The 26,476-nt window shown below is 42.7% G+C and carries 22 protein-coding genes and 1 tRNA gene; 15 read left to right on the plus strand and 8 right to left on the minus strand.

Translation table 11 applies throughout. From position 1 onward, the window contains the following. Window positions 1-73 precede the first annotated feature (73 nt). On the minus strand, window positions 74-2,137 hold the full coding sequence (locus tag IM792_RS04975; RefSeq protein WP_228084930.1) for an HDIG domain-containing metalloprotein: 2,064 nt from the start codon (window positions 2,135-2,137) through the stop codon (window positions 74-76). Window positions 2,138-2,253: 116 nt separating this feature from the next. Here IM792_RS04975 and IM792_RS04980 point away from each other — a divergent pair, with 116 nt between their 5' ends. From IM792_RS04980 to IM792_RS05015, 8 genes are all read left to right on the plus strand, one after another. After that, window positions 2,254-3,111: an SPFH domain-containing protein gene (locus tag IM792_RS04980; protein ID WP_194100674.1), complete on the plus strand. Its 858-nt coding sequence runs from the start codon at window positions 2,254-2,256 to the stop codon at window positions 3,109-3,111. A gap of 10 nt (window positions 3,112-3,121) precedes the next feature. Beyond that, window positions 3,122-3,640, plus strand: coding sequence for a hypothetical protein (locus IM792_RS04985; protein WP_194100675.1), 519 nt, complete (start codon window positions 3,122-3,124; stop codon window positions 3,638-3,640). Between the two features lie 9 nt (window positions 3,641-3,649). Next, window positions 3,650-3,817, plus strand: coding sequence for an Arc family DNA binding domain-containing protein (locus IM792_RS04990; protein ID WP_194100676.1), 168 nt, complete (start codon window positions 3,650-3,652; stop codon window positions 3,815-3,817). A 79-nt stretch (window positions 3,818-3,896) separates the two neighbouring features. Then, window positions 3,897-4,820: a hypothetical protein gene (locus IM792_RS04995; protein ID WP_194100677.1), complete on the plus strand. Its 924-nt coding sequence runs from the start codon at window positions 3,897-3,899 to the stop codon at window positions 4,818-4,820. Window positions 4,821-4,933: 113 nt separating this feature from the next. Beyond that, window positions 4,934-6,415 carry an MFS transporter gene (locus IM792_RS05000; RefSeq protein ID WP_194100678.1) on the plus strand — a complete coding sequence of 494 codons (1,482 nt, stop codon included), beginning with the start codon at window positions 4,934-4,936 and terminating at the stop codon, window positions 6,413-6,415. 50 nt (window positions 6,416-6,465) lie between these two features. Continuing rightward, the gene (locus IM792_RS05005; RefSeq protein ID WP_194100679.1) at window positions 6,466-7,197 is read left to right on the plus strand and encodes a polyprenol monophosphomannose synthase; all 732 of its coding nucleotides are present in this window, start codon (window positions 6,466-6,468) and stop codon (window positions 7,195-7,197) included. Window positions 7,198-7,530: 333 nt separating this feature from the next. Next, window positions 7,531-7,604, plus strand: a tRNA-Pro gene (locus IM792_RS05010). A gap of 115 nt (window positions 7,605-7,719) precedes the next feature. Further along, window positions 7,720-7,977 carry a hypothetical protein gene (locus IM792_RS05015; RefSeq protein ID WP_194100680.1) on the plus strand — a complete coding sequence of 86 codons (258 nt, stop codon included), beginning with the start codon at window positions 7,720-7,722 and terminating at the stop codon, window positions 7,975-7,977. Here IM792_RS05015 and IM792_RS05020 read toward each other — a convergent pair whose 3' ends face one another. From IM792_RS05020 to IM792_RS05035, 4 genes are all read right to left on the minus strand, one after another. Continuing rightward, window positions 7,978-10,179: a PA14 domain-containing protein gene (locus IM792_RS05020; RefSeq protein WP_194100681.1), complete on the minus strand. Its 2,202-nt coding sequence runs from the start codon at window positions 10,177-10,179 to the stop codon at window positions 7,978-7,980. Window positions 10,180-10,425: 246 nt separating this feature from the next. Next, window positions 10,426-12,699, minus strand: coding sequence for a catalase/peroxidase HPI (katG, locus tag IM792_RS05025; RefSeq protein WP_194100682.1), 2,274 nt, complete (start codon window positions 12,697-12,699; stop codon window positions 10,426-10,428). 258 nt (window positions 12,700-12,957) lie between these two features. Beyond that, entirely contained in the window at window positions 12,958-14,379 is a 1,422-nt protein-coding gene (locus IM792_RS05030) for a VCBS repeat-containing protein (RefSeq protein ID WP_194100683.1), read from the minus strand. Between the two features lie 276 nt (window positions 14,380-14,655). After that, window positions 14,656-15,513 (minus strand): fructosamine kinase family protein, encoded by an 858-nt coding sequence (locus IM792_RS05035; RefSeq protein ID WP_194100684.1) that lies wholly within the window; start codon window positions 15,511-15,513, stop codon window positions 14,656-14,658. 80 nt (window positions 15,514-15,593) lie between these two features. Here IM792_RS05035 and lepA point away from each other — a divergent pair, with 80 nt between their 5' ends. Both lepA and IM792_RS05045 read left to right on the plus strand, forming a co-directional pair. Further along, window positions 15,594-17,381 (plus strand): translation elongation factor 4, encoded by a 1,788-nt coding sequence (gene lepA, locus IM792_RS05040; protein ID WP_194100685.1) that lies wholly within the window; start codon window positions 15,594-15,596, stop codon window positions 17,379-17,381. A 106-nt stretch (window positions 17,382-17,487) separates the two neighbouring features. Next, window positions 17,488-18,369 (plus strand): tetrahydrofolate dehydrogenase/cyclohydrolase catalytic domain-containing protein, encoded by an 882-nt coding sequence (locus IM792_RS05045; RefSeq protein WP_194100686.1) that lies wholly within the window; start codon window positions 17,488-17,490, stop codon window positions 18,367-18,369. Between the two features lie 59 nt (window positions 18,370-18,428). Here IM792_RS05045 and IM792_RS05050 read toward each other — a convergent pair whose 3' ends face one another. Together IM792_RS05050 and IM792_RS05055 are read right to left on the minus strand one after the other, a co-directional pair. Then, entirely contained in the window at window positions 18,429-19,466 is a 1,038-nt protein-coding gene (locus tag IM792_RS05050; protein ID WP_194100687.1) for a glycosyltransferase family 2 protein, read from the minus strand. After that, window positions 19,466-20,347 carry a lysophospholipid acyltransferase family protein gene (locus IM792_RS05055; protein WP_194100688.1) on the minus strand — a complete coding sequence of 294 codons (882 nt, stop codon included), beginning with the start codon at window positions 20,345-20,347 and terminating at the stop codon, window positions 19,466-19,468. Before IM792_RS05055 ends, IM792_RS05050 begins: the two co-directional genes overlap by 1 nt. Window positions 20,348-20,383: 36 nt before the next feature. Here IM792_RS05055 and IM792_RS05060 point away from each other — a divergent pair, with 36 nt between their 5' ends. The 4 genes from IM792_RS05060 (at window position 20,384) to IM792_RS05075 (ending at window position 23,776) form a co-directional block, all read left to right on the plus strand. Beyond that, window positions 20,384-20,995 carry a WbqC family protein gene (locus IM792_RS05060; protein WP_194100689.1) on the plus strand — a complete coding sequence of 204 codons (612 nt, stop codon included), beginning with the start codon at window positions 20,384-20,386 and terminating at the stop codon, window positions 20,993-20,995. A 59-nt stretch (window positions 20,996-21,054) separates the two neighbouring features. Then, a complete protein-coding gene (locus tag IM792_RS05065) occupies window positions 21,055-22,335 on the plus strand; it encodes a DNA polymerase IV (RefSeq protein WP_347343793.1) in 1,281 nt (426 codons plus the stop codon). Between the two features lie 258 nt (window positions 22,336-22,593). Continuing rightward, window positions 22,594-22,974, plus strand: a complete 381-nt coding sequence (locus tag IM792_RS05070; RefSeq protein ID WP_194100690.1) for a hypothetical protein — start codon at window positions 22,594-22,596, stop codon at window positions 22,972-22,974. A 61-nt stretch (window positions 22,975-23,035) separates the two neighbouring features. Beyond that, a complete protein-coding gene (locus IM792_RS05075; RefSeq protein WP_194100691.1) occupies window positions 23,036-23,776 on the plus strand; it encodes a type II CAAX endopeptidase family protein in 741 nt (246 codons plus the stop codon). Between the two features lie 236 nt (window positions 23,777-24,012). On the opposite strand, the gene IM792_RS05080 is transcribed toward IM792_RS05075, so the two are convergent. Continuing rightward, complete coding sequence (locus IM792_RS05080; protein ID WP_194100692.1) at window positions 24,013-25,221, minus strand: GAF domain-containing sensor histidine kinase; 1,209 nt, start codon at window positions 25,219-25,221, stop codon at window positions 24,013-24,015. Between the two features lie 222 nt (window positions 25,222-25,443). On the opposite strand from IM792_RS05080, the gene ruvB reads away from it, so the two are divergent. Next, complete coding sequence (gene ruvB, locus IM792_RS05085) at window positions 25,444-26,466, plus strand: Holliday junction branch migration DNA helicase RuvB (RefSeq protein WP_194100693.1); 1,023 nt, start codon at window positions 25,444-25,446, stop codon at window positions 26,464-26,466. Window positions 26,467-26,476: the final 10 nt, after the last annotated feature.

Raw genomic sequence — 26,476 nt, forward strand, 5'->3', positions numbered from 1 at the left:
AGTACGCCTCGTTTTTTTGAGGTCTGCAAATATAGTAAAAGTGCATACCTGTCAAAAAAAAAAGTGAGCTTTTTTAATATTCTATTCGCACATGGTAAATACTCATCAGCATGCGCTTAAAAATCGTTTTAATAGTTTCAATATCCTTTAACGTTATGTTGCTGTCTTTCAGCTGGTCCTGATCGAGTTTGTATTTTACAATACGATCAACCAGATCACTTATCGATTTTTGATCCGGCTCTTTTATTGAGCGAGATGCGGCCTCAACTGAGTCGGCAAGCATCAAAACACCGGTTTCTTTTGAAAAAGGGATAGGCCCGGGATAGCGAAAAATGTTCTCATCGATGAATTTTTCAGGAAAATTCTTCAAAAACGATTGATAAAAATAGTCGACCCTGGTGTTACCATGATGCGTACGGATAAAGTCGGTAACAATATCGGGCAGGTTTGATTTACGCGCCATCTCGATACCTTTACTCACGTGGCGAATGATGATCTGCGCGCTTTCCTCATAAGGCAATTTATCGTGCGGATTGAATGAGGAGGTTTGGTTCTCGATAAAAAATAAAGGATTCTCTATTTTACCTATATCATGGTACAATGCCCCTGCCCTAACCAACAAAGCATTTCCACCTATAGCATATATGGCGTTCTCGGCGAGGTTAGCCACCTGTAACGAGTGCTGAAAGGTACCTGGCGCGGTAAACGCCATTTCGCGCAGCAAAGGTGAATTGGTATTGGTCAGCTCGATCAGGGTAATATCTGATGTTAAACCGAATAATTTCTCGAAAGCATAAATAAGCGGATATGCCAGCAAGGTTAAAAGCACGCTTACGGTGAATGGTATAAAATCAAGCCAGTCTATAGTAGCTATACTCCCCTGCCTGATGAATGATATACCTAAAAACGCCACCAGGTATGTAGCCGTGATGATCAGAGCCGAGGTTAGGAATTGCTCACGACGTATCAGGTTTTTGATGGTATAAATGGCCACCATACCAGCGGTGATCTGGTAGTAGGCAAATTCAAAGCTATTGGGCACAAAGAAGCCTGCTATCAGTACTACCAATAGGTGGATGTAAAGTGCCAAACGTGTATCAAACAATATGCGGATGATGATCGGCACAATACAATATGGTATATAATATAATGTAGGTATTTGCAGCATTATGGCGATGGACAGTGTGGCCAGCATTGCAGTAACCACCATCAGTATCAATCCTACCAAACGGTTATCCCCATAAATATCCCGCCTGAACAGGTATAGGAATACCATTAATAAGGTAATAGCCAAACCCACCAACAGAAACCTGCCGAACAAAACTAAATTGCCGTTACCTTCAATTCGAGCATTGTCCTCAAAAGCTTTTTTGTACGATTGCAGCTTTTGAAAAACATCATCGTTTACTACCGCACCTTTGGTTACAATGGTTTCGCCGCTTTGTACCATACCACGGGTAATGGATAAGTTATCTACGGCTTCTTTTTCCAGCTTGGCAGTAAACTTCTCGTCGAAGGTTAAATTAACCATCAGTCTGTCGCCGATCAGGTCTAACAAAAAAGCCTTGTCAATATCCTTGCGTGCATTCAATGTCTGTTCACAATAATTAAGAGCCCTGTCGCGGGTGAACAGATCATTTATATTGCGATCAACAGATATATTATTATTGATAACACTAATGTTTAACGCTTCGCTACGCTGGTGTTTTTGGTTAACCTTTATAATGCCTTTGTTATAAACATCACTAAGCAAATTAACGCCAACGGCCAGGTATTTCTCTTTTTGCACTTCGGGCAAACCGGCGGTGTGCCATTTAATTTCAAGATCATTCCTGAAACCTTCAATTTGTTGCTTTCCTAAATCCCTGTCAAAACGATAAACAGGGGTTATACTGGCTAACGCGGTTTTTCGGTCGTTCTCTATTTCCTGCGGAGTTTTTAAAATGGCAAAGCTGTAAGGAGATATCAGCTCCTTTTGATTCCATATCCTTCCTTTTTCAAACTCGTACCTGAATTGGGCCTGTTTAGGCAGGGCCGCAACAATAAGGCATACACTGCCCAGTATCATTAAAAACTTAATGTTGCGGGCATATTTACGCCATAAGGCTTTTCGTCGGGATGTAGAGATCTGTACCATTTATTGTGTTAACCTCTCAAAAATAATATAAGTTTCTGTGTTGCGTATTTTTTCTTGCATTTATCAAATAGTATTTGATATCTTTATGATATCATTTTAAAATCAAAACCAACATCATGGAAAACGAAAAAATAATCAATCCGCCATCAGGATACGCCACATTCGCCTTGTTCTTAGCGCTCATTGCAGCATCAGGCATTTTGATATGGCAAGGTATGCCGGTTATCGGCGTAATTGTATTTGTAATAGACTTTTGCCTTGTACTACCCGGACTGGTAATAGTTAACCCTAACGAATCAAAAGTGCTTACTTTGTTCGGTAAATACACCGGCACCGTAAAAAAGGACGGCTTTTTCTGGGTGAATCCATTTACAGTAAAAAAGAAAGTATCGTTACGTGCATTCAACCTAAACGGCCAGCAACTTAAGGTTAACGATAAGGTGGGCAACCCTATTGAAATTGCCGCGGTAATTGTTTGGCGGGTGAGTGATACCGCCGCCGCTGTTTTCTCGGTAGAGAATTATACGCAGTATGTAAACATACAAAGTGAGGCAGCTGTCCGTCATCTGGCTAATTCATTCCCTTATGATCATTTTGAGGATGAGGAGGCATCAATTACGCTGCGCGATGGTGCCGAACATGTTAGCATACTGCTTGAAAAGGAACTAAACGAAAGACTGGCCCGTGCCGGTATTGAAGTACTTGAAGCCCGCATATCACACCTGGCTTATGCGCCCGAAATTGCCAACGCTATGTTACAACGCCAGCAAGCCACAGCCATTATAGCCGCCCGTAAGCAAATAGTTGAAGGCGCAGTTGGTATGGTTGAAATGGCGCTCGATAAGCTATCAGCCAAAAACATTGTTGAGCTGGATGAAGAACGCAAAGCCGCTATGGTAAGTAACCTTTTAGTAGTACTGTGTGGCGAACGCAACGTAGCTCCGGTAGTAAACACAGGCACCCTTTATCATTAATATCAGGCTTATGTTCAGCAAATTTAATAACCGAAACATCAGCAAGCTATACATGCAGCGGCATGGCTGGGTAAAGCCTGAGTTTGAACTTAGGGATGATGTTTACAGCTATGGCAAGTTAACGTTCAAAACCGTATCTATAAAACACGCCGGTACTGCTACGCTTGCCGATGGTTTGTTGAATTTCAAACTCGAGGGCTTTTGGCAAAAGCGGGTTAGTGTTGTTGATGGGAATGATGTACTTGTAGGTAAACTAAAAATAAAAGCGTTTAGTTCGACAGCGGAATTTATATTGGCCGATGGCACTATCTTTTATTTAAAGCGCTCATCATTTTGGAAAGCGCGCTACACTTGGCGGAGTGATGCGCATGGCCCCTTACTGCATATACACTGCCATGCGTTTACTAAAACCGATGAGGTATTTATTGAACAAAGCACGGCTCCATTAGCTTGGGTGCCATTACTCTCGTTCGTAGGGTTTTATCTTATTATAACTAAACAACGCCAGGCGGCAGCCGCGGGTGTATAAAGTAATAATATGGCTGAAAAAAAAGCATTTATATTACGTATCAATCCCGACATGCTAAAGGAAGTGGAGGGCTGGGCAGCAGAGGAATTCAGAAGCACCAACGGGCAGATAGAATACCTTTTGCAGCAGGCCCTCAACGCGCGTAAAAAAACTAAAAAGAAAAAGGATACACCCTGAGCATTATCCTCAGACTGGTAGAGTCCATAATTACAGGCAACAATTTTCGTTTACCTTTATACGTTGCCAAGCTACATTTATGAAGAAAGTACTACTTATTATTTCGGCTGTTTTGTTAATCCCTATGCTATCAATGGCTCAAAACGGGATCAGCAGCCGCGATTTGCAACAGCTAAATACTTATCGCGATAGCCTGAAAAATCTCGGCGCCAAGTTTATTAATGATCAGGATGATATGGAGCGTAAGAATGCCAATTATCAATTCATCCGTACATTGGTAAGCGCGCTTAAAACGCCGAATTCATTTAATTACCCGTTTGATAGCGTGAAAGCCATAAGCGTAATCAACGCGCCCGACAACCGCTTTCGCATATTTACCTGGCATGTTATGAACCAGGATGGCAGCTATCGTTTTTATGGCACAGTGCAAATGAACACCGGCGGCGCGTTAAAAATGTTCCCGCTGGAGGACTACTCCCCCATGCTTAAAAACCCCGAAGATTCAGTTACCGATAACCGCAAATGGTATGGCGCTCAGTATTACAAGATCATCCCTGTAAAAAATGGCGCTACCCCACATTATGTTTTGCTGGGTTGGAAGGGCAACACAGTTGTATCTACCAAAAAAGTTATTGAAACCATCTCCTTCAACAGAAATGGCGAACCCGTATTTGGCGCACCTGTTTTTGTCGCCAAAAACAAGACCCGTAAACGTGTTGTATTTGAATACGCCCGCCAGGCATCCATGCTGTTAAGGTATATCCCTGATGAAAACATTATCGTGTTTGATCATCTTGCCCCGCCTGATCAGCGCTCGGAAGGTAAACCCGAAACCTTTGGCCCCGATTTGAGCTATGATGCTTATAAATTAACCAACGGTAAATGGACATTTACTGAAAATCTGGATATGCGTAATATCGCTACCTCACAGGATCAAAACGAATATCTCGACCCTAAAAAACAAGCCGTTAAGGATAGGCAACAGGTGCCATCAAAGCATTAATATTAAGCTTATTAAATAGTACCGAATTTTAGCGGCACTAAGTGTAACACTTTCAACATTTAATTTTGATTTCGGGTATTTATGCTATTTTCGCAAAACCTCATAAAATTTAAATGGCAGAAACATTAACCCCAGCTACAACTCCAAAAGGTAAAATACCACGCAGTATTCCTTTCATTATAGGTAACGAATTTGCGGAGCGCTTTAGCTTTTATGGCATGCGCAGCATACTGGCTATATTTTTGGTAAACCAGTTTTTTAATCCTAACAAAATACCTGCACTTACCGCACAGGCCGAAGCGCAATCAAATTACTATAACCACCTTTTTTCAACCCTGGTATATTTTACTCCATTATTGGGTGCTATAATGGCCGATTGGTTTTTTGGCAAGTACAGGGTTATATTAATGGGATCAATAATTTACACCATCGGTCACTTTATACTATCAATGTATGATGAAAGCTTAAGCGGTTTCATATTCGGCTTAGTTGTTATCGCTATTGCAGCTGGCGGTATAAAATCATGCGTATCAGCCAATGTTGGCGATCAGTTTGATCATAGCAACTCAGGCTTAATGAGTAAAATATACAGTTGGTTTTATTTCAGTATCAATGCAGGTTCAACCGTTAGTATGTGGTTAGTGCCGGTATTGTATAAAAACTATGGCTCAGCCATAGCATTTGGCGTACCGGGAATACTAATGGCATTAGCTACCGTCATATTTTTCTTAGGTCGTAAAATGTATGTTAGACTGCCGGCAAGTGGTATTAAAAAAGAAAACTTTATAACAGTTAGCTTTTATGCTTTTAGAAACGGTTGGAAAACAGCCGAACAACATTATGGCCAGGAACGCGCAGATGCTATTCGTTCAATATGGCGAGTTATGAGTGTATTTGCTTTTATACCTGTTTTTTGGGCGCTTTGGGACATGAACAGTGCAGAATGGGCTTTACAAGCGGCTAAGCTCGATCTAAACCTTGGTATATTCGGCTGGAAAATATTACCATCACAATTACAAGTTGCAAATGCCATCTTCTTACTATTATTGATCCCTGTATTCAATTACGGAATCTATCCATTGGTTGAAAAACTTGGTATTAAGGTCACGCCATTGCGTAAAATTGGTGCTGGTTTATTTGTTACAGGTTTTAGCTTTGTAGTTATCGCTCTGATACAAACCAGTCTGCAAAATGGCCATCAACCATCAATGTGGTGGCAAATATTGGCTTTCATTATTCTTTCTGCTGGTGAGGTTATGGTATCTATTACGGGTTTGGAGTACGCTTACACGCAATCGCCACCATCAATGAAAAGCACCATGACCGGTATATGGTACCTTACTTATTCGGTAGGTACATTCTTTACTACGCTGATCAACAAGAACATTTCTGAAAAAGGCTTTTTCGCATACTTTGAGGGCGATAAATACTTTTGGCTCTTTGTAGGTATTATCGGTGTTTTCTTTGTGTTGTTCTTATTTGTTAGTCCGCATATAAAGGAACGCAGCTATTTGGCCGATGATACCATTGGTGGAGCCTTAGATATTAAAGGCAATAAAACACAGGAAATTCATCCTGATAACCCGATTGTTTAAAAAATTTGTTTGCTTTGCATACTTTTTTTTAACGATAGCGTTTACCTGTAGTGCCTGATAGTATTGTAATAATTCCTACTTATAACGAGAAGGAGAACATTGAGCGAATGATACGTAAAGTGTTCTCCCTCCCGCATGATTTCCATATCCTTATTGTTGATGATGGCTCGCCTGATGGCACCCAGCAAATAGTTGAGAGCCTGCAAACCGAATATACCGATCGCCTTTTTATGGAGAGGCGGGCAGGTAAGCAAGGTTTAGGTACAGCCTACATTCATGGCTTTAAGTGGTGCATAGCCCGGCATTACGATTTCATTTTTGAAATGGATGCCGATTTTTCGCACAACCCTAACGATTTGTTAAAACTGCGCCAGGCTTGTATTGATGGTGCTGATGCCTCCATTGGCTCACGCTATATAAAGGGCGTCAACGTGGTAAACTGGCCCATGAGCAGGGTTTTGATGAGCTACTTCGCATCAGTATATGTACGCATGATTACCGGTATTGATATTCAGGATTTCACCGCTGGCTTTATGTGCTACAAACGCAAGGTGCTTGAAACCGTACAGCTCGACAAAATAAAGTTTGTGGGTTACGCCTTCCAGATAGAGATGAAGTACACCTCCATTAAACATGGTTTTAAGGTGGTTGAGGTACCAATAATTTTCACCGACCGTACTGCCGGCGAATCAAAAATGTCGACCCGTATATTTCGCGAAGCATTTTTGGGCGTGATACAAATGCGCATAAACAGCATATTCCGTAAATACCCGGAGGGTTAAAACTGATCATTCATTAAAGTAGTATATATATAAAAGTCCGTTTAATACGGGCTTTTTTGCTTTAATAAGACTGATTGTGATGCGTGAAATAAATTAATAAAAAATTATTCTGCTGATAATCTGCCAACTATAGCATATAGTATATATTTAAGTTTGCAGCCTATTGCAATTAACCATTAAAAACTTACTTTTGCATGCGCTTCAGAAAAAACAACTACTGTTTAGCAAAGCGAAGTACTTTAACATAGCAAAGCATTACATCAGGAAACTGATAAAAATGATTAAATTTTATTTTGCATTAAAGCATTAAAATTTTACCTTTGCAAACCCTTTCGGGATGTAGCGTAGCCCGGTATCGCGCCACATTTGGGATGTGGAGGCCGCAGGTTCGAATCCTGCCATCCCGACGATACCATTAAAGTATTAAAGCCTGTAGATTTTATCTACAGGCTTTTTTGTTTATCCCCTATTTTTCTTAAAACCCTTGAGTTTGTGGTGTGTTACTTCGATAAATACACTACCATGTTCAAATTCAAAAAACCAATAACGAAACCGACCATAATTAAAAAAGGCGCATTAGCCGTTGGTGCAAATGCAGCTGGTGCTATTGCTACCGGCGCAGTGGCTTTTGGCAGTTTAGCTGTGGGTGCCATAGCCATAGGCGCGCTTGCTGTTGGAGCGTTCAAACTGGGGCAACTATCCGTTAAAAGAGCCAGGATAAATAACCTGCATATCGACAAGTTGACTATTGATGAGCTTGAGGTAAAACACCAGCATTAACTACTTTTCAATAATTACTTTATTTACGTGATCTCCACCATCATACCTGGTATGCACAACGTAAATACCCTGACCAAATTTGCTACTATTTACCGTTAAAGTATTTTGCCCCTTATTTATTTTTATTGCCGACCGGTACACATTCAGCCCCTGCAATGTGGTAAGGTAAACCTCGCCATTACCGGCAGTTTCTGCTTTAAAGCTGATGTTGATTACACTGTTGGCCGGGTTCGGGTATATCTGTACGCTGTTTTCCGGCGTAATAGCTGCGGTATCGGCATCTATAGCTAAAGTTTGCAAAGTATTGGGCTGTATGTAAGGTGATAGCCTTGAACATGGAATTGGCAGCTCAGTTGTGCCATTGGGTAGTTGCCATTTTACCGACAGGTTATCAGAACCCCCATTCTCTTTATGCAATGCCTCTATATAATATTTGCGACCCGCTGTTAACCTGATAGTGGCTGATTTTTGCGATGGATATTTAGTATACACACGCGATAATGTATATGCTGTTGTAGATGCTATTTTTCTCTTGTTGGCAACGGTGGCATCCGTACTCAGCCAAAGCTCGGCAGCGTCATCGGCGGCAAGCCAAAAGGTATAATTTCCGGTAGCCGGGGCTGTAACATACCCCCTTATGCGAACACCGTAATTATCGCCTACCCCTATCGGCGCTTCAAATGATGTAAGCCTGGTTACTGACGATGGATTGTTAGGGTAATTGCTGTTACTTGTCAAATCGCTAACCTTGCTGCCTGTAATATTATTGTACTGCTCGCGGGTTATGTAAGCATTCGCATCGCATGCTACCGCTTTCGGCATTTCAACCTTCCATATTTTGGGTGATGACCCACCAAGCTCAAGCACATAAATAATATTGCCCACCATCTCGGCATCTACAGGGTTGTTGAAGCCGCCAACAATGCGTTGCGTTTGCATTTTATAGTTATCGGTAGCGGCATCATATATCAACTGGATATGCAGCAGATCCTGCCCAGGGTCATCAAACGGGCCCATCTCAACAGATGTTGGCGTAGCGCCCTTTGTCCAGCCCATCACAAAGCCGTGGCCTTTAAATTCATCCGTAAGTAAACTATCACGGTCAAACACCAAACCCAGCGGTGAGCGGTGGCTGGTGAATGTGCCGAACTTCAAGCCATCGCCATTAGCATCACGAATGGCTCCCGTTGCCGGGTCACGGTATTTATCGGCATAAGCACCAATGTTGATGATTGGCCCGGTAAAAGTTCTGTTTGGTCGTTTTGGGTAAGTTGGGTCGTTATAGAAAAAGCCTTTTTTGAACCCGGTGCTACGTGGATCAATAAGCTTATCTTTTGATGGATCGTATCCCGCGAATTGCATCGGCGTTTCATTGCCACCCATTACCCACGGGAAACCGTAAAACCTCCCCTGCCTTATCCAGTTCATTTCATCCGGGTCGTCGCGATCACCTGAGTTTTCGCAGCCGTACAGGTTTCCGTTACGGTCAAATGCCAGGTCGAAGGAGTTACGTGTGCCATCAGCATATAAATACCCCAAAGCTACCTGCTGTGCCGAATCATTAGGCAGAATGATGTTATTAGAATTTATAGGGATGCGGAATATGGCCGATGTTAATGGCTGCTCGCGCAAACCCGGTGCAAGCCCGGCGCGGGTTTGTATCTCACCATGATCGGTGCGTGAGCCACTGCTCAAAAATATATAATTACTATCCGGACTGATAACCATGCCGCTATAGCCATGATTGTAAGCAGTATTGGTATAGCCATACTTTTCGGTTGTTAAAACCGGCGACCATACGCGGGTGCCGTTGGCCTGCAATACTCCCTTAACTATCTTGCCCTCGTAACTTATACTATCGGCATTACGGTTGCCTATTAAAAAAAGTGTATTGCCCTTAAATGCCATACCCTGTAGTAGAGTGATGTTATGGTCGGCTTTGGTTGCCCGCTTTACGCTGGTGTTATTAGCCAATACCTCATACACATCGCCATTTTGGTTTACAAAGAATAAGTGTCCTGAAACAGGATCGCGTGCTAAGCGGGAACAACCCGAGGGCACGTTCAATAATGCAGTAACCTTAATATCTGACCGTGTTGCCGCCGGAACGCTTTGCGCCGATACAACGTTTGCCATAAGCAAACCAATTGCCAGCCACAGGAAGAACCTGCCCGCTTGGATGCTTTTGTAGATGTTTATCATTTTGTGGTGTGTTTAATAAAATTGGTTGCCGTGTATCAAGTATCAGCTAAATACAAAATGCTGTGATAGTTTATATTGTTCAGGAGGTGCTTAAAGTTAGCTGTGGTAAAATTTAATATTATGGGCAAACACAGGTTGTATATTAAATTGTGATACCCTGTTTTACACATCACTATTCAAACTCGTATCAACAAAAAAAGACACCCTTTTGAGGTGTCTTTTTAATTGTAAGATCAGTGTTCGGCATTAAGCCAGATCATATCTGTCCAGATTCATTACCTTGCTCCAAGCGGCAACAAAATCATTAACAAACTTGGTTTGTGCATCGCTACTGGCATATACTTCGGCAATGGCGCGTAGTTCGGAGTTTGAACCGAATACCAGATCGGCGCGGGTGCCGGTCCATTTAACTTCGCCGGTAGCACGATCGCTGCCTTCGTAAACTTCCCTATCCTGCGATGCCGCTTTCCAAGCGGTGCCCATATCCAGCAGGTTTACAAAGAAATCATTGGTCAACTGTCCGGCACGAGTGGTAAATACACCGTGGCTTGAGCCATCGTAGTTGTTACCTAATACACGCAGGCCACCAACTAATACGGTCAGTTCAGGCGCGGTAAGCGTTAATAGTTGCGCCTTGTCGATCAATAATTCTTCGGTTGATACACGCAGTTTTGCTTTACGATAGTTGCGGAAACCATCAGCAAGCGGTTCAAGGTAACCGAATGATTCTACATCGGTATCTTCCTGCGAGGCATCCATACGACCTGTGGTGAATGGTACCACAACATCATGCCCGGCATCCTTAGCCGCTTTTTCTACACCGGCGTTACCGGCCAGTACTATCAGATCGGCTAATGAAACCTTTTTACCGCCGGTTTGCGCCGCGTTAAATTCTTTTTGAATACCCTCTAACACACCCAATACTTTTTGTACAGGTGATGAAGTATTTACCTGCCAGTATTTTTGCGGAGCCAAACGTATACGGGCACCATTAGCGCCACCACGCTTATCTGATCCGCGGAATGTTGAGGCAGAAGCCCAGGCGGTAGATACCAATTCGGCTACGCTTAAGCCTGATGCCAGTACTTTTTCTTTCAGGGATGATATATCATTTTCATCTATCAAAACATGGTCAACCGCCGGGATCGGGTCTTGCCATAGCAGCACTTCTTCTGGTACATCAGGGCCTAAATAACGTGCACGTGGGCCCATATCGCGGTGTGTTAACTTATACCATGCACGCGCAAAAGCATCAGCAAAGGCATCCGGGTTCTCAAAAAAGTGTCTTGATATTTTCGAATATGCCGGATCGAACTTTAAAGCCAGGTCCGTTGTCAGCATAGTAGGCTTATGTTTTTTAGCACTATCATAAGCATCCGGAATAATAGCTTCGTCGGTTTTTGCTACCCATTGGTGCGCGCCTGCCGGGCTTTTGGTCAACTCCCAATCAAAACCAAACAGGTTCTCAAAAAAGTTATTGCTCCACTGGGTTGGTGTTTTTGTCCATATCACCTCCAATCCGCTGGTAATGGTATCAGCACCTTTACCTGAACCATGACCATTGCTCCAGCCAAAGCCTTGCTGCTCTATACCTGCGGCTTCGGGCTCTTTGCCTACATTATCGGCAGAGGCAGCCCCGTGGGTTTTACCAAAGGTATGGCCACCTGCTATAAGGGCTACGGTTTCTTCATCATTCATCGCCATACGGCCAAAAGTATCGCGTATATCTTTAGCGGCTAATATCGGGTCGGGGTTACCATCCGGCCCTTCGGGGTTTACGTAGATCAAGCCCATTTGTACGGCTGCAAGTGGTTTTTCCAAGTTACGGGAATGTACATCGCCATCGGCATCATCGTCAGACACCAGCACACCATGCCCGCTTACCCCCTCGGAGCCATGCGCATAACGCAGGTCGCCGCCAAGCCAGGTGGTTTCCTCGCCCCAGTATACTGATTCATCGGCTTCCCAAACATCCTCACGCCCACCGGCAAAGCCAAAGGTTTTAAAGCCCATTGATTCCAGCGCGATGTTTCCGGTCAGGATCATCAAATCGGCCCATGATATTTTATTGCCATATTTTTGTTTGATAGGCCAAAGCAGTCTGCGGGCTTTATCCAAACTCACATTGTCGGGCCAGCTGTTAAGCGGCGCGAAACGCTGCATACCGGCACCAGCACCTCCACGGCCATCACCTACACGGTAAGTACCGGCGCTATGCCATGCCATGCGGATAAACAAGCCACCGTAATGACCAAAATCTGCCGGCCACCACTCTTGCGAATCGGTCATTAACGCGTGCAGGTCATTTTTTACGGCCTCCAGATCAAGACTCTTAAAAGCTTCGGCATAATTAAAATCCTTATCCATCGGGTTAGTTAGCGATGAATGCTGACGCAGGATGCCAACCTTCAACTGGTTTGGCCACCAGTCGCGGTTACGGGTACCGCCGCCGCCAACATTGTGTTTCATCGCCCCATTGTGAAACGGGCATTTACTGATGTCATTTGATCCGTTTTCCATAATTAAAAGTTTATTAGGTTAAACATTAAATTGCAACTATTGATTTAAAAACGTGATAAAAGTAGAGCATTGAAAAATAGAATCACAATCAATAAATTCTATGCTAAATAGCTAAAAACTATTATAATAGCTAAGTGTTTGAGCTGCATGTAAAACACTATCTAAACATAGCTTAACAAATTTTGCAAAGGCAGCTATTTAACTAATAAGATTTATGGAAAGCGTTGAAAACCGGCAGATATTTTTGGCCTTCTGTAATTACTGTTTCACCTTCTTAGGCTGATACAACTGGTTATAAAATATAGATAAACCATAATTGGCAGATCGCCATTTGGTATCAAGGCTATCAGGTACAGCGCCGGGACTTTGGGCAAAATGCCCGGTTATAATATCCAGATCACCATCGCCATCAACATCAGCCTTTTCAAGCGTGAGCGTTTTAATGGGCGTTGCGTTTTTTGTGGTGTACGATTTAAATTTGAAAGCCTTATTATCTACATTCTCCAGGTAAATGAATGATTCATCTATCAGCTTTGTAAATTCCGGAAAGAACGCGGTAGCCACCAGGTCGGTATCGCCATCCTTATCAAAATCATCAGCCAGCACACGGGTAACACCATATATAGGGTAAAAATATTTCTCGCTGAACTTACCATTGCCATTATTTATATTGATGCGGATGCCATGATAAGGCTTTAAAATATTGGAGTAATCGGCATTGTCGCCATGTACGGTAATAATGTCGGTTTTACCATCGCGATCAAAATCAGTAAGCACCATATCAGTAGTGCCATAATTCGGCGGAAAGCGTAACACCCTGCTTGATGTGAATTTCAGTTTATCCTTTTGATAAAATACATACACACTTTCATCGCCTTGCGAAAACATGGCTACAATATCCTTTTTGCCATCACCGTTCATATCCCGTATATAGCATTTTACCGCGCCGGGCAGCTTCAGCAATACTTTTTCTGAATAGTTGCCATTAGTTTTCTTTTTGCTGAATAATGATAGTTGACCTGTTTTGTTACCGAAGCTGCAAACTACTATCTCGGGCAAGCCATCGCCATTCATGTCATCAACAGCTATACTAACCGGCCGGTGCAGTGCAGGCAAAAGCGTTGGGTTGGTGCCATTGACGTATTGAGATATTAAACCCGTGCTTAATTCTGTTGGATATAGTTTGCCTATTTGTGTGAGGTACGTAGTATCATTTTTAAACACGAAACTAACTGCCGGACTTGATGTATTAATCGTCCCGGTTACTCCTCTCCCATATTTCCACCTTAAAACTTTGTTGTTGAGTGTGCCTATCCACAAGGTTTGTTTGGCATTGTTGTACTTCAGGCCGGTTATTAACGATGGTTGCTGCCCATCAAGCACAATATCCTGCCGTTTAAATGCTTTTAACGGGGCGTTACGAGTGAGGCGTGATTCATCTATCACTACAGTATCCGGCGCGTTGCTGACAATATAATCGCTGAGCTTTTTCCAGTCCGCATCACTCATGGCCGGCTGATCAGGGATAATATAATTATTGTTCACTATCTTCTTTTCTTCGGCAGATAAGCCTCGCAGCGGATCGTATGCCGGATAGATAATACCCAGCCTGGCAGCCATAACCGGTAATACATGGTTATGCCATATCTGTTTAGTTAAACTGGCAGGATCGGGCAACATGTGGCACGCGCTGCAATTTTTTATAAATAATGCCCGCCCATCATCGTCAGCAATATGGCTATGTTGGGTATCAAAGGAAATTAGACTGAGCGAAAACACAGCAAATAAAAGACCTGCAATAATGAAAGCTTTAAAGCTCATCTATTTTATCGATGATGTGAAGTGATCACCGGTAATGTAGACAATAAAGCAGCGGCAATAGTTGTAACACCATAACATGTTTGATACAATGCACCTGTATTACAATTGCATGATAATGCAACCTTATTTTAGAAGTTATATATACTTGCTTAAATTACCCATAACTTGTTGCTTATACATCACTCCAAACAAAATAAGATGTACCAGTAATGGGTATATATTCCATAAAGCCAAGCGTTGCTGCCAGCCTGTAGCTAATGGAAAAGCATCGTTATATGCAGTGTAGAAATCATTACTGAAGCCACCAAATAGTGTGGTCATGGCGATATCAAACTCCCGGTGTCCGTAGCTTACCGCCGGATCGATCAGGTAAGGTTTACCGTTATTTGCTATGAGGTAATTGCCTCCCCACAAATCGCCATGAATAAGGCTCGGTGCTTCTTCATCAAACAGGTTAGCGAGGTTATTATACAGTTTATCGAACTGCTTAAGGTCATTATTATTAAGTAGGCTTTTATCTACTGCTAACTTAACCATGGGCATCAGGCGTTCCTCAATAAAAAAATCAGCCCAGCGGAGGTATTGTTTATTGCTTTGATGTAACGAGCCCATATAATTATTGTAGGGCAAGCCAAAGCTATCGGCACTTACACGGTGCATAGTGGCTAATTGTTCGCCCAACGCTTGCATATCACTTGCGTTGGCACTTTTAGTATCGAGCCATTCAAGCAACAGGTAACTATTATAGCCTGCATCGCTTTGTAATATTACCCGTGGGGTAGCTATAGTATTGGTTGATGCTATCAGGCTTAGTCCTTTTGCTTCGGCAGCGAACATGCCGGGGAAGCGGGTTTTGCTGTTTATCTTTATAAAGTAGGTATCGCTATCGGTATGCAAACAATATGCATCATTAATATCGCCGCCACTTACGGGCTCATAGCGAATTATATGTTCGTTTAATTGTTGTTCAACGGCGTTAAGTAATGCTTTCATAAAGCTAAATTTAGCGTTAATAAATATCCGTAACAGGCCGTGCAAATTTATCATTGCAAAAAGCTATTTTTGCGGTTCTGATGAAGCACATTCGTAACTTTTGTATTATCGCCCACATTGACCACGGCAAAAGCACTTTAGCCGATAGGTTACTTGAATATACTAACACCATTACCCAGCGCGAAAGCCAGGCCCAGTTGCTTGACGATATGGATCTTGAACGCGAACGCGGTATCACCATTAAAAGCCATGCCATACAAATGGACTATGAGCTCGACGGTGAAAAATATACGCTGAACCTGATCGATACTCCCGGACACGTGGATTTCTCATACGAGGTATCACGTTCAATTGCAGCCTGTGAGGGTGCCTTATTGATTGTTGATGCCGCACAAGGTATACAGGCACAAACTATCTCGAACTTGTACCTGGCGCTGGACAATGATCTGGAGATAATCCCGGTACTGAACAAAATGGACCTGCCCGGCGCTATGCCCGAGGAGGTTAAAGACCAGATTGTTGATCTGATAGGTTGTAAACGTGAGGATATTTTAGCGGCATCCGGCAAAACCGGTATGGGTGTGCACGACATTTTACGCGCCATTATTGAGCGTGTGCCCGCCCCTGTTGGTGATCCGGAAGCACCGTTGCAAGCCTTGATATTCGACTCGGTTTTCAACTCGTTCCGTGGTATCATCGCTTACTTTAAGGTGGTTAACGGCGAGATCCGCAAAAATGATAAAGTAAAATTCGTAGCTACCGAAAAGCAATACCTTGCTGATGAGGTGGGTACCTTAAAATTACGTCCGCTGGCTAAGGATGTTATTAAAACCGGCGACGTAGGTTATATCATATCAGGTATTAAGGAAGCGCGTGAGGTTAAGGTTGGTGATACCATTACCCGCGTTGACCGCCCGTGTGCCGAAGGTATACAAGGTTTTGAGGAAGTAAAACCAATGGTATTCGCCGGTATTTACCCGGTAGATACTGAAGATTACGAGGAACTGCGCGAATCAATGGCCAAGCTGCAACTAAATGATGCTTCACTGGTTTTCGAACCGGAATCATCAGCGGCTTTAGGCTTTGGTTTCCGTTGTGGTTTCCTGGGCATGTTGCACATGGAGATCATCCAGGAGCGTTTAGAGCGTGAGTTCAACATGACGGTAATTACTACCGTTCCCAACGTATCGTACATCGCATACACTACCAAAGGCGACGGTCTGCTGGTAAATAACCCGTCTGACCTACCCGACCCAAGCAAGATTGATTATGTAGAGGAGCCATTCATTAAGGCTACCATCATCACCAAATCTGAATTTGTGGGCCCGGTAATGTCATTGTGTATCAACAAGCGTGGTGTTATCGTTAATCAATCATACCTGACATCCGACCGTGTGGAACTCATTTTTGAGATGCCAATGGGCGAGATCGTATTTGATTTTTATGATAAGCTGAAAACCATATCTAAGGGTTATGCTTCGTTTGATTACCATCAGATAGGCTACCGCCAGTCGGATCTGGTAAAACTGGACATACGCCTGAATGCCGAGCCTGTGGATGCGCTATCATCATTGATACACCGCAGCAACTCTTACGATTTTGGTAAAAAGATATGCGAGAAATTGAAAGAGCTTTTACCTCGCCAGCAGTTCGAGATCGTGATACAGGCGTCCATCGGTGCCAAGATCATTGCCCGCGAAACGGTAAAAGCCATGCGTAAAGACGTAACCGCTAAATGTTATGGTGGTGACATATCGCGTAAGCGTAAATTATTAGAAAAACAAAAAGCAGGTAAAAAACGCATGCGCCAGGTAGGTAACGTAGAGATACCTCAAAGCGCGTTTATGGCGGTGCTTAAATTGGATTAGCCCCCCTGCCCCCTGAAGGGGGTGTTGTCAACGGCTGTATATTGCTTCTCATTAGGGGATTGAGGAGCCAAACTTTTATTCCCCCTTTAGGGGGTTAGGGGGCTTAATGAATTTATTAGACGGAAAATACGTATCAGAAAAACTTAAGGTGGAGATAGCCGAACAAGCGGCTGTAATTTTAGAAAAAACCGGCAGAAAGCCGCATCTGGTGGCGGTATTGGTTGGGCACGATGGTGGCAGCGAAACCTATGTGGCCAGCAAGATGAAGAACTGCGAAAAGGTGGGTTTTAAATCGACACTGGTGCGTTATGAAGATACCGTTACCGAGGAAGAACTGCTGAAAAAAGTAGAGGAGCTTAATGCTGATGCCGATATTGACGGTATTATTGTTCAGCTACCTTTACCAAAACACATCGACCCGGAGAAGGTAACCGAGCGTATTGATCACCGTAAGGATGTTGATGGCTTTCACCCGGTAAATTTGGGCCGTATGCAGCGTAATTTGCCATCATTCATTCCGGCTACACCTTATGGTATTACGCTGATGCTTAAGGAGTATGGCATTGAAACCGCGGGCAAACATTGCGTGGTGGTTGGTCGTAGTAATATTGTTGGTTCGCCAATGAGCATATTGATGGCTCGCAACACTCAACCGGGTAACTGTACCGTAACTATTTGCCATAGCCGCACGCCTGATATCAAAAAATTTACGCTGGATGCTGATATATTGATCGTAGCCATCGGTAAAAAGAATTTCATCACGGCCGATATGGTTAAGGATGGTGTGGTAGTGATCGATGTAGGCATGAATCGCGAAACATCAACCACAACAAAATCGGGCTATAAATTATATGGCGATGTTGATTTTGAGAACGTGGCGCCAAAATCATCATGGATAACCCCGGTACCGGGCGGCGTTGGTTTGATGACCATCGTCGGACTACTAAAAAACACTTTAGCTTCGGCCAATAAAGAAGTTTATCAATAAACAAAAACGGCTCGCTTTAATTATAAGGCGAGCCGTTTTTGTTATGAGGATGCACTCTCCTACTTGTAAAAGAATTCAGCAGGTATATCGGTAAACTTTGTTTTCTTTCCCACAAAAAAGGCCGATACTATACTGCCTTTATACATTCCCGTAAGCGATTTAATACTGCCGCGCTTATCCCCTTTTTGCTTTGATGATTTGAACAACTGCCTCACAAAGTTTTGATGGGCTTTGCTCACCGCCCAGGCATCCTTACGTTTACCCTCGCCCAAAAAGCGGAATAACGCCAGCAGATCCAGCCAAAAACGCAGACCAATAACAAAAGTAGCCCGGCCAAACGGCAGGTTATTCTTTAACAGCAATAGATTGTTACGGAAGTTAAGATAGGTTTTGAATGGATTTTCGGTATTTAATGTACCACCGCCAACATGGTAAACGTTTGATTCGGCGCAATACATTACCTTGTAGCCCATGTTCTTTAATCGCCAGCAAAGATCGATCTCCTCCATGTGGGCGAAGAAACGCTCATCAAACCCACCCGACTGCTGCCAATATTTCTTTTTGATGAACAGCGCCGCGCCCGATGCCCAAAAAACTTCACCCGATTGATCGTACTGACCCTTGTCCTCCTCTATCTCATAAAATATTCGTCCACGGCAAAACGGATAACCTAAGTGATCAATAAAACCACCGGCAGCACCGGCATGCTCAAACATCTTTTTATCAGCATACGAGCGTATTTTTGGCGATGCAGCGGCGATCAACTCATCGCTTTCCATTAAACGGATAACAGGTTCTATCCAGTCGGGCTGTACCTCAATATCTGAATTTAGCAGGATGAAATAATCAGCATCTACTTTATCCAACACGCGGTTATATCCGCCAGTAAAGCCATAGTTCTCATCATTTTTGATAATAGTTACCGATGGATAAACGCTCGAAACCCACTCTACCGAACTATCGGTTGAGCCATTATCGCCAAGTACAATTTCAAGGTTTTGCCATGTTGAGGCTATTACCGAAGGCAAAAATTGCTGAAGGTGTTTAAGGCCGTTCCAGTTTAAAATAACGGCGGCAACTTTTGGTGTATAATTCATTAATGCTTATCCTCCGGCTTAAATTTCCACCGCCTGTGCGTCCAAAGCCAGTAGCGGGGTTCTTGCCTTATCATGTTCTCTAAATATTTTACGTGAAGTTCAGTAACCTCATATTCGGCCGTTTGTTTTGGATTTTCGGTAAGGGGTACAAACGTACAGGTGTAATACCCTCGCTTTACCCGCTTAACATCACAAAACACCACTACCGAATTCATCATCTTGGCCAGTTTCTCCACCCCTAAAAAAACCGCTGTAGGCTGATTTAAAAATGTGGTAAAATAATGCGCCTCGTGGCGTACCGGTGTTTGATCAGCCACCAAAACGGTTATCGAAATTTGCCTGCGCACCTCGCTGAGTTTACGCAGGGTATTTTTCATGGCCACCAGCGTAGCTCCAAATCGAGATCGTACGTATATGAAAAAACTTTCAAATGTCTTATTAGTAAGCGGCTTGTAAACTATGATTCTTGGTTTATCAGTAATTTTACCTAAACGTAATGCCGACATTTCCCAATTACCGTAATGCCCTACTGCCCCTATCACACTGCGGTTTTGATCAAAGTAATTTTCAATCAACTCCATGTTTAAAATTTTGATGCGCTTAAGTAATTGCCCTTCCGAAAGAGTTATACCCTTTACTATCTCCACCATCAAGTCAGCAAAATAGCGAAAAAAATCGTATTCAATTTTACTTCTTTCCTCGTCGCTCTTTTCGGGGAAGGCATTGCGCAAGTTTTGCTGAACCACCTTGCGCCTGTAGCCTGTAACATAGTATATTACAACAAAAACAACATCAGCAATGAGGTACAAAAACCAAAAAGGCAACAACGATACCAGGTATAAAAAACCGATACCTATATATGAAAGCCCTTTGTTTATCATTTATTTCTGCGAAATTTGACCACAAACATAAAATATATGATCGATAAAGGCGCAGTACTCCCCTTGTTTTATCTACCACCGGTATCATACTTTACACAATTTAATAAGTATAAGCCCGATGTATGGATAGAGCGTGAGGAGCATTTCCCGAAGCAAACCTATCGTAACCGCGCCAATATATACTCGCCCGATGGTGTTTTAAGCTTGGTGGTGCCTGTTATTAAAGGTTCAAAAAAACATACTAAAATAAAAGATGTACGCATTAGTTATGATTTTAACTGGCAGCGTTTACACTGGATGAGCTTGCAGGCTTGCTACCGTCGTTCGGCTTATTTTGAATATTACGAGGATGATTTCTCGCCGTTTTACGAGCAAAAGATCGAATACCTGTTCGACTATAATCAGCAAGTGCTGGAGCTGATACTAAAGCTGCTGAAAATAAAAACCGATATTAAGTTCACTGAAAGCTATGAGGCGCAATATCCGGACGTTGCCGATCTGCGTGATAGCATCCACCCTAAAAAAGGATTGATCACGGATAATAAACCATATTTTCAGGTATTTGAGGAGCGTAATGGTTTTGTACCCGATCTGAGTATTGTCGACCTGCTTTTTAATCAAGGGCCGCAAGCACAGTTGTACTTGTAAGCATATTATTTATCATAAAACAATTTTGCTTTTGCTAATTTTATTAGCATTTTTGTTTTGTGAATCAAAACTCCATAGAGGCCCGGACAGAAGCGCGTGTACTGTTTATTGATATGAACAGCTTTTTCGCGCGTTGCGAGCAGCAGGTAAACTACTGGCTGCGCAACCGCCCTGTGGGGGTTTGTGTGTACACTGGTAAATATGGTTGCGTGATCTCCCTATCAACCGAGGCTAAGGAACGCGGCATAAAAGCCGGTATGCGCCTGAATGATGTAATGGCTCAATGCCCTGATTTTATCCCGGTAGAAAGCAACCCTACCCACTACCGCGATTTCCATAAAAAGATAATAAACGTTGTACGTAATTATTGCAATGATGTGGTACCCAAAAGTATTGATGAGGCCATTGTTAACCTCACCCATTACGACCATACCACGCCCTTTGAAATTGCCAAACAGATACAGCATGATATTTTAAACAAGGTAGGCGATTGGCTTACCTGCTCTATAGGTATTGCGCCTAATGCCTTTTTGGCTAAACTGGCATCGGTACAAGGAAAAAAACGTGGTGGCCTGGTAATGATAACGCCCGATAATATTGATGATATCTTACGCCCGTTAAGACTTGGCGATCTGCCCGGCATAGGCAACAATATGAGTTACCGGCTGGAACGTAACGGCATTAAAACACCGCTTGAGATGCGCTATGCTACCCCGCAAAGGTTAAAAGCCATATTTAAAAGTATTGATGGTATTTACTGGCACTATCGCCTCAATTTTATTGAAACCAATATTGTGGCGCATGATTACCGAGGCATGCAGGCCATGCGACAGATTTCTGCTGAGAAGCGTAAGAATATTGAGTATATCGACCAATTATTCATGACCTTGTGCCTTACGTTGGAGAAACGGATGGTGCATCATAAGTTTTATTGTAAGTCGATTGGTTTTACTGCCCGCTATGAGGATGATACACGTTGGGATGATGCCTTTACCATTACCACACCCGTACAGGACGCTGTTAGCCTGATGCGCATGATACGCCTGCGAATAGATAAATTCCGTGAGAAAACAGGATGCGGACCAGTGCTGAATACCTACGTTACCCAAATGCGTGTAGCCGTTACCAATTTTGTTGACAATGGCGATATGCTGTACAGCTTGTTTGAAGATATGGAGCAAAAACAAACCGCCCTGAAAACCATGCACGCCATTAAAAGTAAATTTGGTGCCGATAAGCTGGTGCGCGCTGTTGAAATGACCGACGGCAAGGTGATAAAAGATGTGATAGGATTTGGCTCGGTAAAGGACCTTACCGATCTGGATTATAAGATGGTTTAGAGAACCGCAGGCTATAAAAAAATGCATACTGTTTTTTTTACGAACCAACTAAAACGGTTATCTTAGTGTTGTTAAAATTTAAACCTTATCGGTATTTAAGAAATGGAAAGCTCTCCTATTATCCCCCAGCAAGTAAACAGTAACTGTACTGTCTGCTCCACTGCAATTGTACTCGACAACAGTTTTTGCAATAATTGTGGTTATCCCTTAAAAGGCACTGAAGAAGAACAAAACAGTTTTTTAGCCAATCGTATGTCAATGGAAATAGACCTTGACGCACATGCTGCAAGCATGAAAAAGGCTGGCAATTCATTGTACTGGATAGCAGGTTCGTTCACAATATTCGGCTTTATTATGTACTTCATGAACCAGGAAGCTGAAGATGCCGGATTTACGCTTGGACTAAACATTGTACTATCGGGCATATTTGTTTTACTTGCCCTGTGGAGCCGCAGCAAACCGTTAACAGCCTTTATAGTAGCACTAACGCTTTATGGATTGATCATTATACTAAATGCTGTAGTTGATCCTAAATCAATAGCGAGTGGCCTCATTATAAAAATATTTATCGTTACCTGGCTAATAAGAGGTATGAAAGCGGCTATGGACGCCGAAAAGATCAGAAAAGTTTTGAATTAAGATGGATCTGAATACATCCGAGATCATTCAAAATACGGAAAAACAGCTGTGCAACAATTGCATGGCTGTTGTTATTACCGGCAGCCGCTACTGCGGCGCATGTGGCCATAGCCAAACTGATGATGACGTACCCGAAACAACATACAGAATAAAACAGCTTAAACAAGTGGGGCTGTTTTTTGGCATACACTTGTTACTATGTTGCCTGATAAATTTTGTGGATTATTTTGATGATCTGTTTTGGCTTGCCATATTTGATGCAACGCTTGCCCTGGTTAATATAACATTTGTTGCCATTAACTGGCAAGTTGTTAAAACATACCTTAAGTGGCCCGATTTTTCGCTACAGAAACTTTCGCTGTATTTAGGCATCGCCTTAATATTATCAATGTTTACTCATTATACCATTACCTGGTTAAACGAAACATTGTTTGATAAAAGCATTAACTACTATTATGCTTTCGCACACTTAAAGTACGGTAAGATATTGCTGATATTGACAGTAGCAGTGTCGCCGGCACTGTCTGAAGAACTTGGCTTTAGGGCCTACCTCATAAATGCACTCTTAAAAATAGTTGACCTTAAACAGGCTATCTTTATTTCAGCAGCCCTGTTCTCATTAATTCATATGAGTATTATATCACTTTATTGGTTATTGCCTTTCAGCATTTTTTTAGCGTACATTTTTATAAAAGAAAAAACCATGTGGTACGGTGTATTCATTCATTTCGCTTTTAACCTTGTCACCTGTTTATTTGACATAAGCAGTGATTCTTTGATAGATAACTTATTGATAAAGTGACTTTAATATCATTTACTAACAAATAAATAATATTATCCTTTACGAATGAACATAGTAAATATTATTTAAATCATATAACAATAGTTAATTTGTATTAAAATTGCATTAGAAATAGTATAATTCATTATTCAAATTCGATTTTTTGTACTACTATTGTACCAGCAGACACCTGTCTGCTATGTGATAAGGTTTAGGTTTGAAGGCCCTAGCAGCGAGTGCGTGGGGCTTTCTATTTTTTAAACCTTACGTTGCGGTATCGTAACAGTAAAGACACTACCCTCGCCCGGTGTAGAGGCGATGTCCATGTTTCCGCTTAAGCTCTCTATCAAATCTCTTACTAATGAGAGGCCAAACCCATAACCATGCTCGCCAAAGGTACCATCGGTTGATGTACCTTCGCCGGCTAAAATTGACGCGATCTTATCCGGGCACATACCCACGCCATTATCGGCAACGGTAAATATCAGTGTGTTTTGCATGCCCCCCAAGTGCAGATCAATACCCACAGCCACCCCTCCACCTTGCGGAGTGAATTTGATTGAGTTTGATACTATGTTGCCGATGATCTGCAATATTTTATTTTTCGAGAATGGCACATTTTCTGTATCGGCATTAGTAGTAATAGTTAGATGTATACCCTTATTCAGCGCTTGCGGTACATAAAGTTTCTCCAGTGTATCCTTCAGTACTAACTGATTGAATGAGTTGGCGCGCGCCCTTAATCTGTATGATTCAGTATTTAATATTTCGTCGGCAAGTTCAAGTATAGAGTTACCGCTTTTTGAAATTAAATTAATAAACTTTATCATCTCATCCAGCGTATTTTCTCTACCCTGATCGGTAATGATGTTGGCCAGCCCAATGATGCCTCCTACCGGCCCTCGAATGTCATGAGCTACACGCATCTTGCTCTCCATAGCCTCGGCAGCTTCCCGTTTCAAATCCTGGGCATGTTTATATAGCTGTAAGCGACTTACAATTTCGTCAGCTATTAATTTCAGCATCTCTACCTTTTCGGCACTAAGATGCTTGGTTTCGGTATCCATTAAACAAAGCGCGCCAATATTATTTCCGTGGGCTGTGCGTAGCGGCACACCAAAATAATACCTAAGGTTTGGGGCACCGCTAACATAGGCTTTGTCCCTAAAGCGCTCGTCTAAGGTAAGGTCGCCAACCTCAAAGTTATCATCGCCCAGTATGGTATACTGGCATACACTTTCTTCGCGCGGCAATTGCTCAACAGGCAGGCCATACCTTGATATTGACCATAAGGTATAAGTGTCTATAAGATTGATCAGAGATATCTCGGTACCGGCTATTTTTGCCGCGAGGGTAGTAAGATCTTTAAATTGATCCTGCATACTGCCATAGTCAAGGTCGTAATCAGAAAGTTCAATGATCCTTTCTACCTCTTTTGCAGGTATCGGTAACGTATCAGCTTGCATAATTTAAAGTATAATAATAAATGGCTTCAATTACGTTTACGATTTGTATATGAATGGGTTGCAACATAATTGTCATTTAATCAGTTCCATAATTTAGTTCGCTTTGGCTAAAAGCCATATCAAAAATCGGCGCAAACAAAGTGCCAACACGTGTATTAAACGATAAATTATATCCATTTTAGGGCTGTAGGTAATCGTAAAAAATTACTAATTTCGTTGGCAATGAATGAGCATCTCGACCCGGCACGTGAACGTTTAAGTCCTGTTGAACGCGATATTGAAAAGGTATTGCGCCCGCAGGCATTTGAAGATTTTACTGGCCAGCATAAAATATTAGCCAACCTTAAAATATTTGTACAGGCTGCCCGCCAGCGTGGCGAAGCGCTTGATCATGTATTGCTGCATGGCCCTCCGGGTTTGGGTAAAACCACCCTATCGCACATTATCGCTAATGAGATGGGCGTGGGTATTAAAATAACATCAGGCCCGGTACTTGATAAGCCCGGTGACCTGGCAGGCTTATTAACCAATCTGGAAACCGGTGATATTTTATTTATTGATGAGATACATCGTTTGAGTCCGCTGGTTGAGGAATACCTGTATTCGGCAATGGAGGATTTCAAGATAGATATTATGCTGGAGAGCGGCCCCAATGCCCGTTCGGTACAGATAACACTTAATCCGTTCACATTGGTTGGTGCTACTACCCGTTCGGGATTGCTTACTGCACCATTACGTGCAAGGTTTGGCATCAATGCGCGTTTGGAGTATTATGATGCCAAGTTACTTACCACTATTTTGATGCGTTCATCATCCATCCTGAATACTGAAATTACAGATGAAGGCGCTTACGAAATTGCCCGCCGCAGCCGTGGTACCCCACGTATAGCTAACGCCTTGTTACGCCGTACGCGCGATTTTGCCCAGATAAAAGGTAATGGCAACATTGATACCGAAATAGCCCGCTACGCCCTTAACGCCCTTAACGTTGATGAGCATGGGCTCGACGAGATGGACAACAAGATATTATCCACCATTATTGATAAATTTAAGGGTGGGCCTGTTGGTGTAAAAACCATAGCCACCGCAGTGGGCGAAGATGAAGGAACCATTGAGGAGGTTTACGAACCCTTCCTGATACAAGAAGGTTTTTTAATGCGTACCACCCGTGGCCGCGAGGTTACCGAAGCTGCATACAAACATTTAGGCAAAATAAAACCGGGCGGCGCTCCTTCCCTGTTTTAATTATATAACC

Source organism: Mucilaginibacter sp. JRF, assembly GCF_015223065.1.
Taxonomy (GTDB): domain Bacteria; phylum Bacteroidota; class Bacteroidia; order Sphingobacteriales; family Sphingobacteriaceae; genus Mucilaginibacter.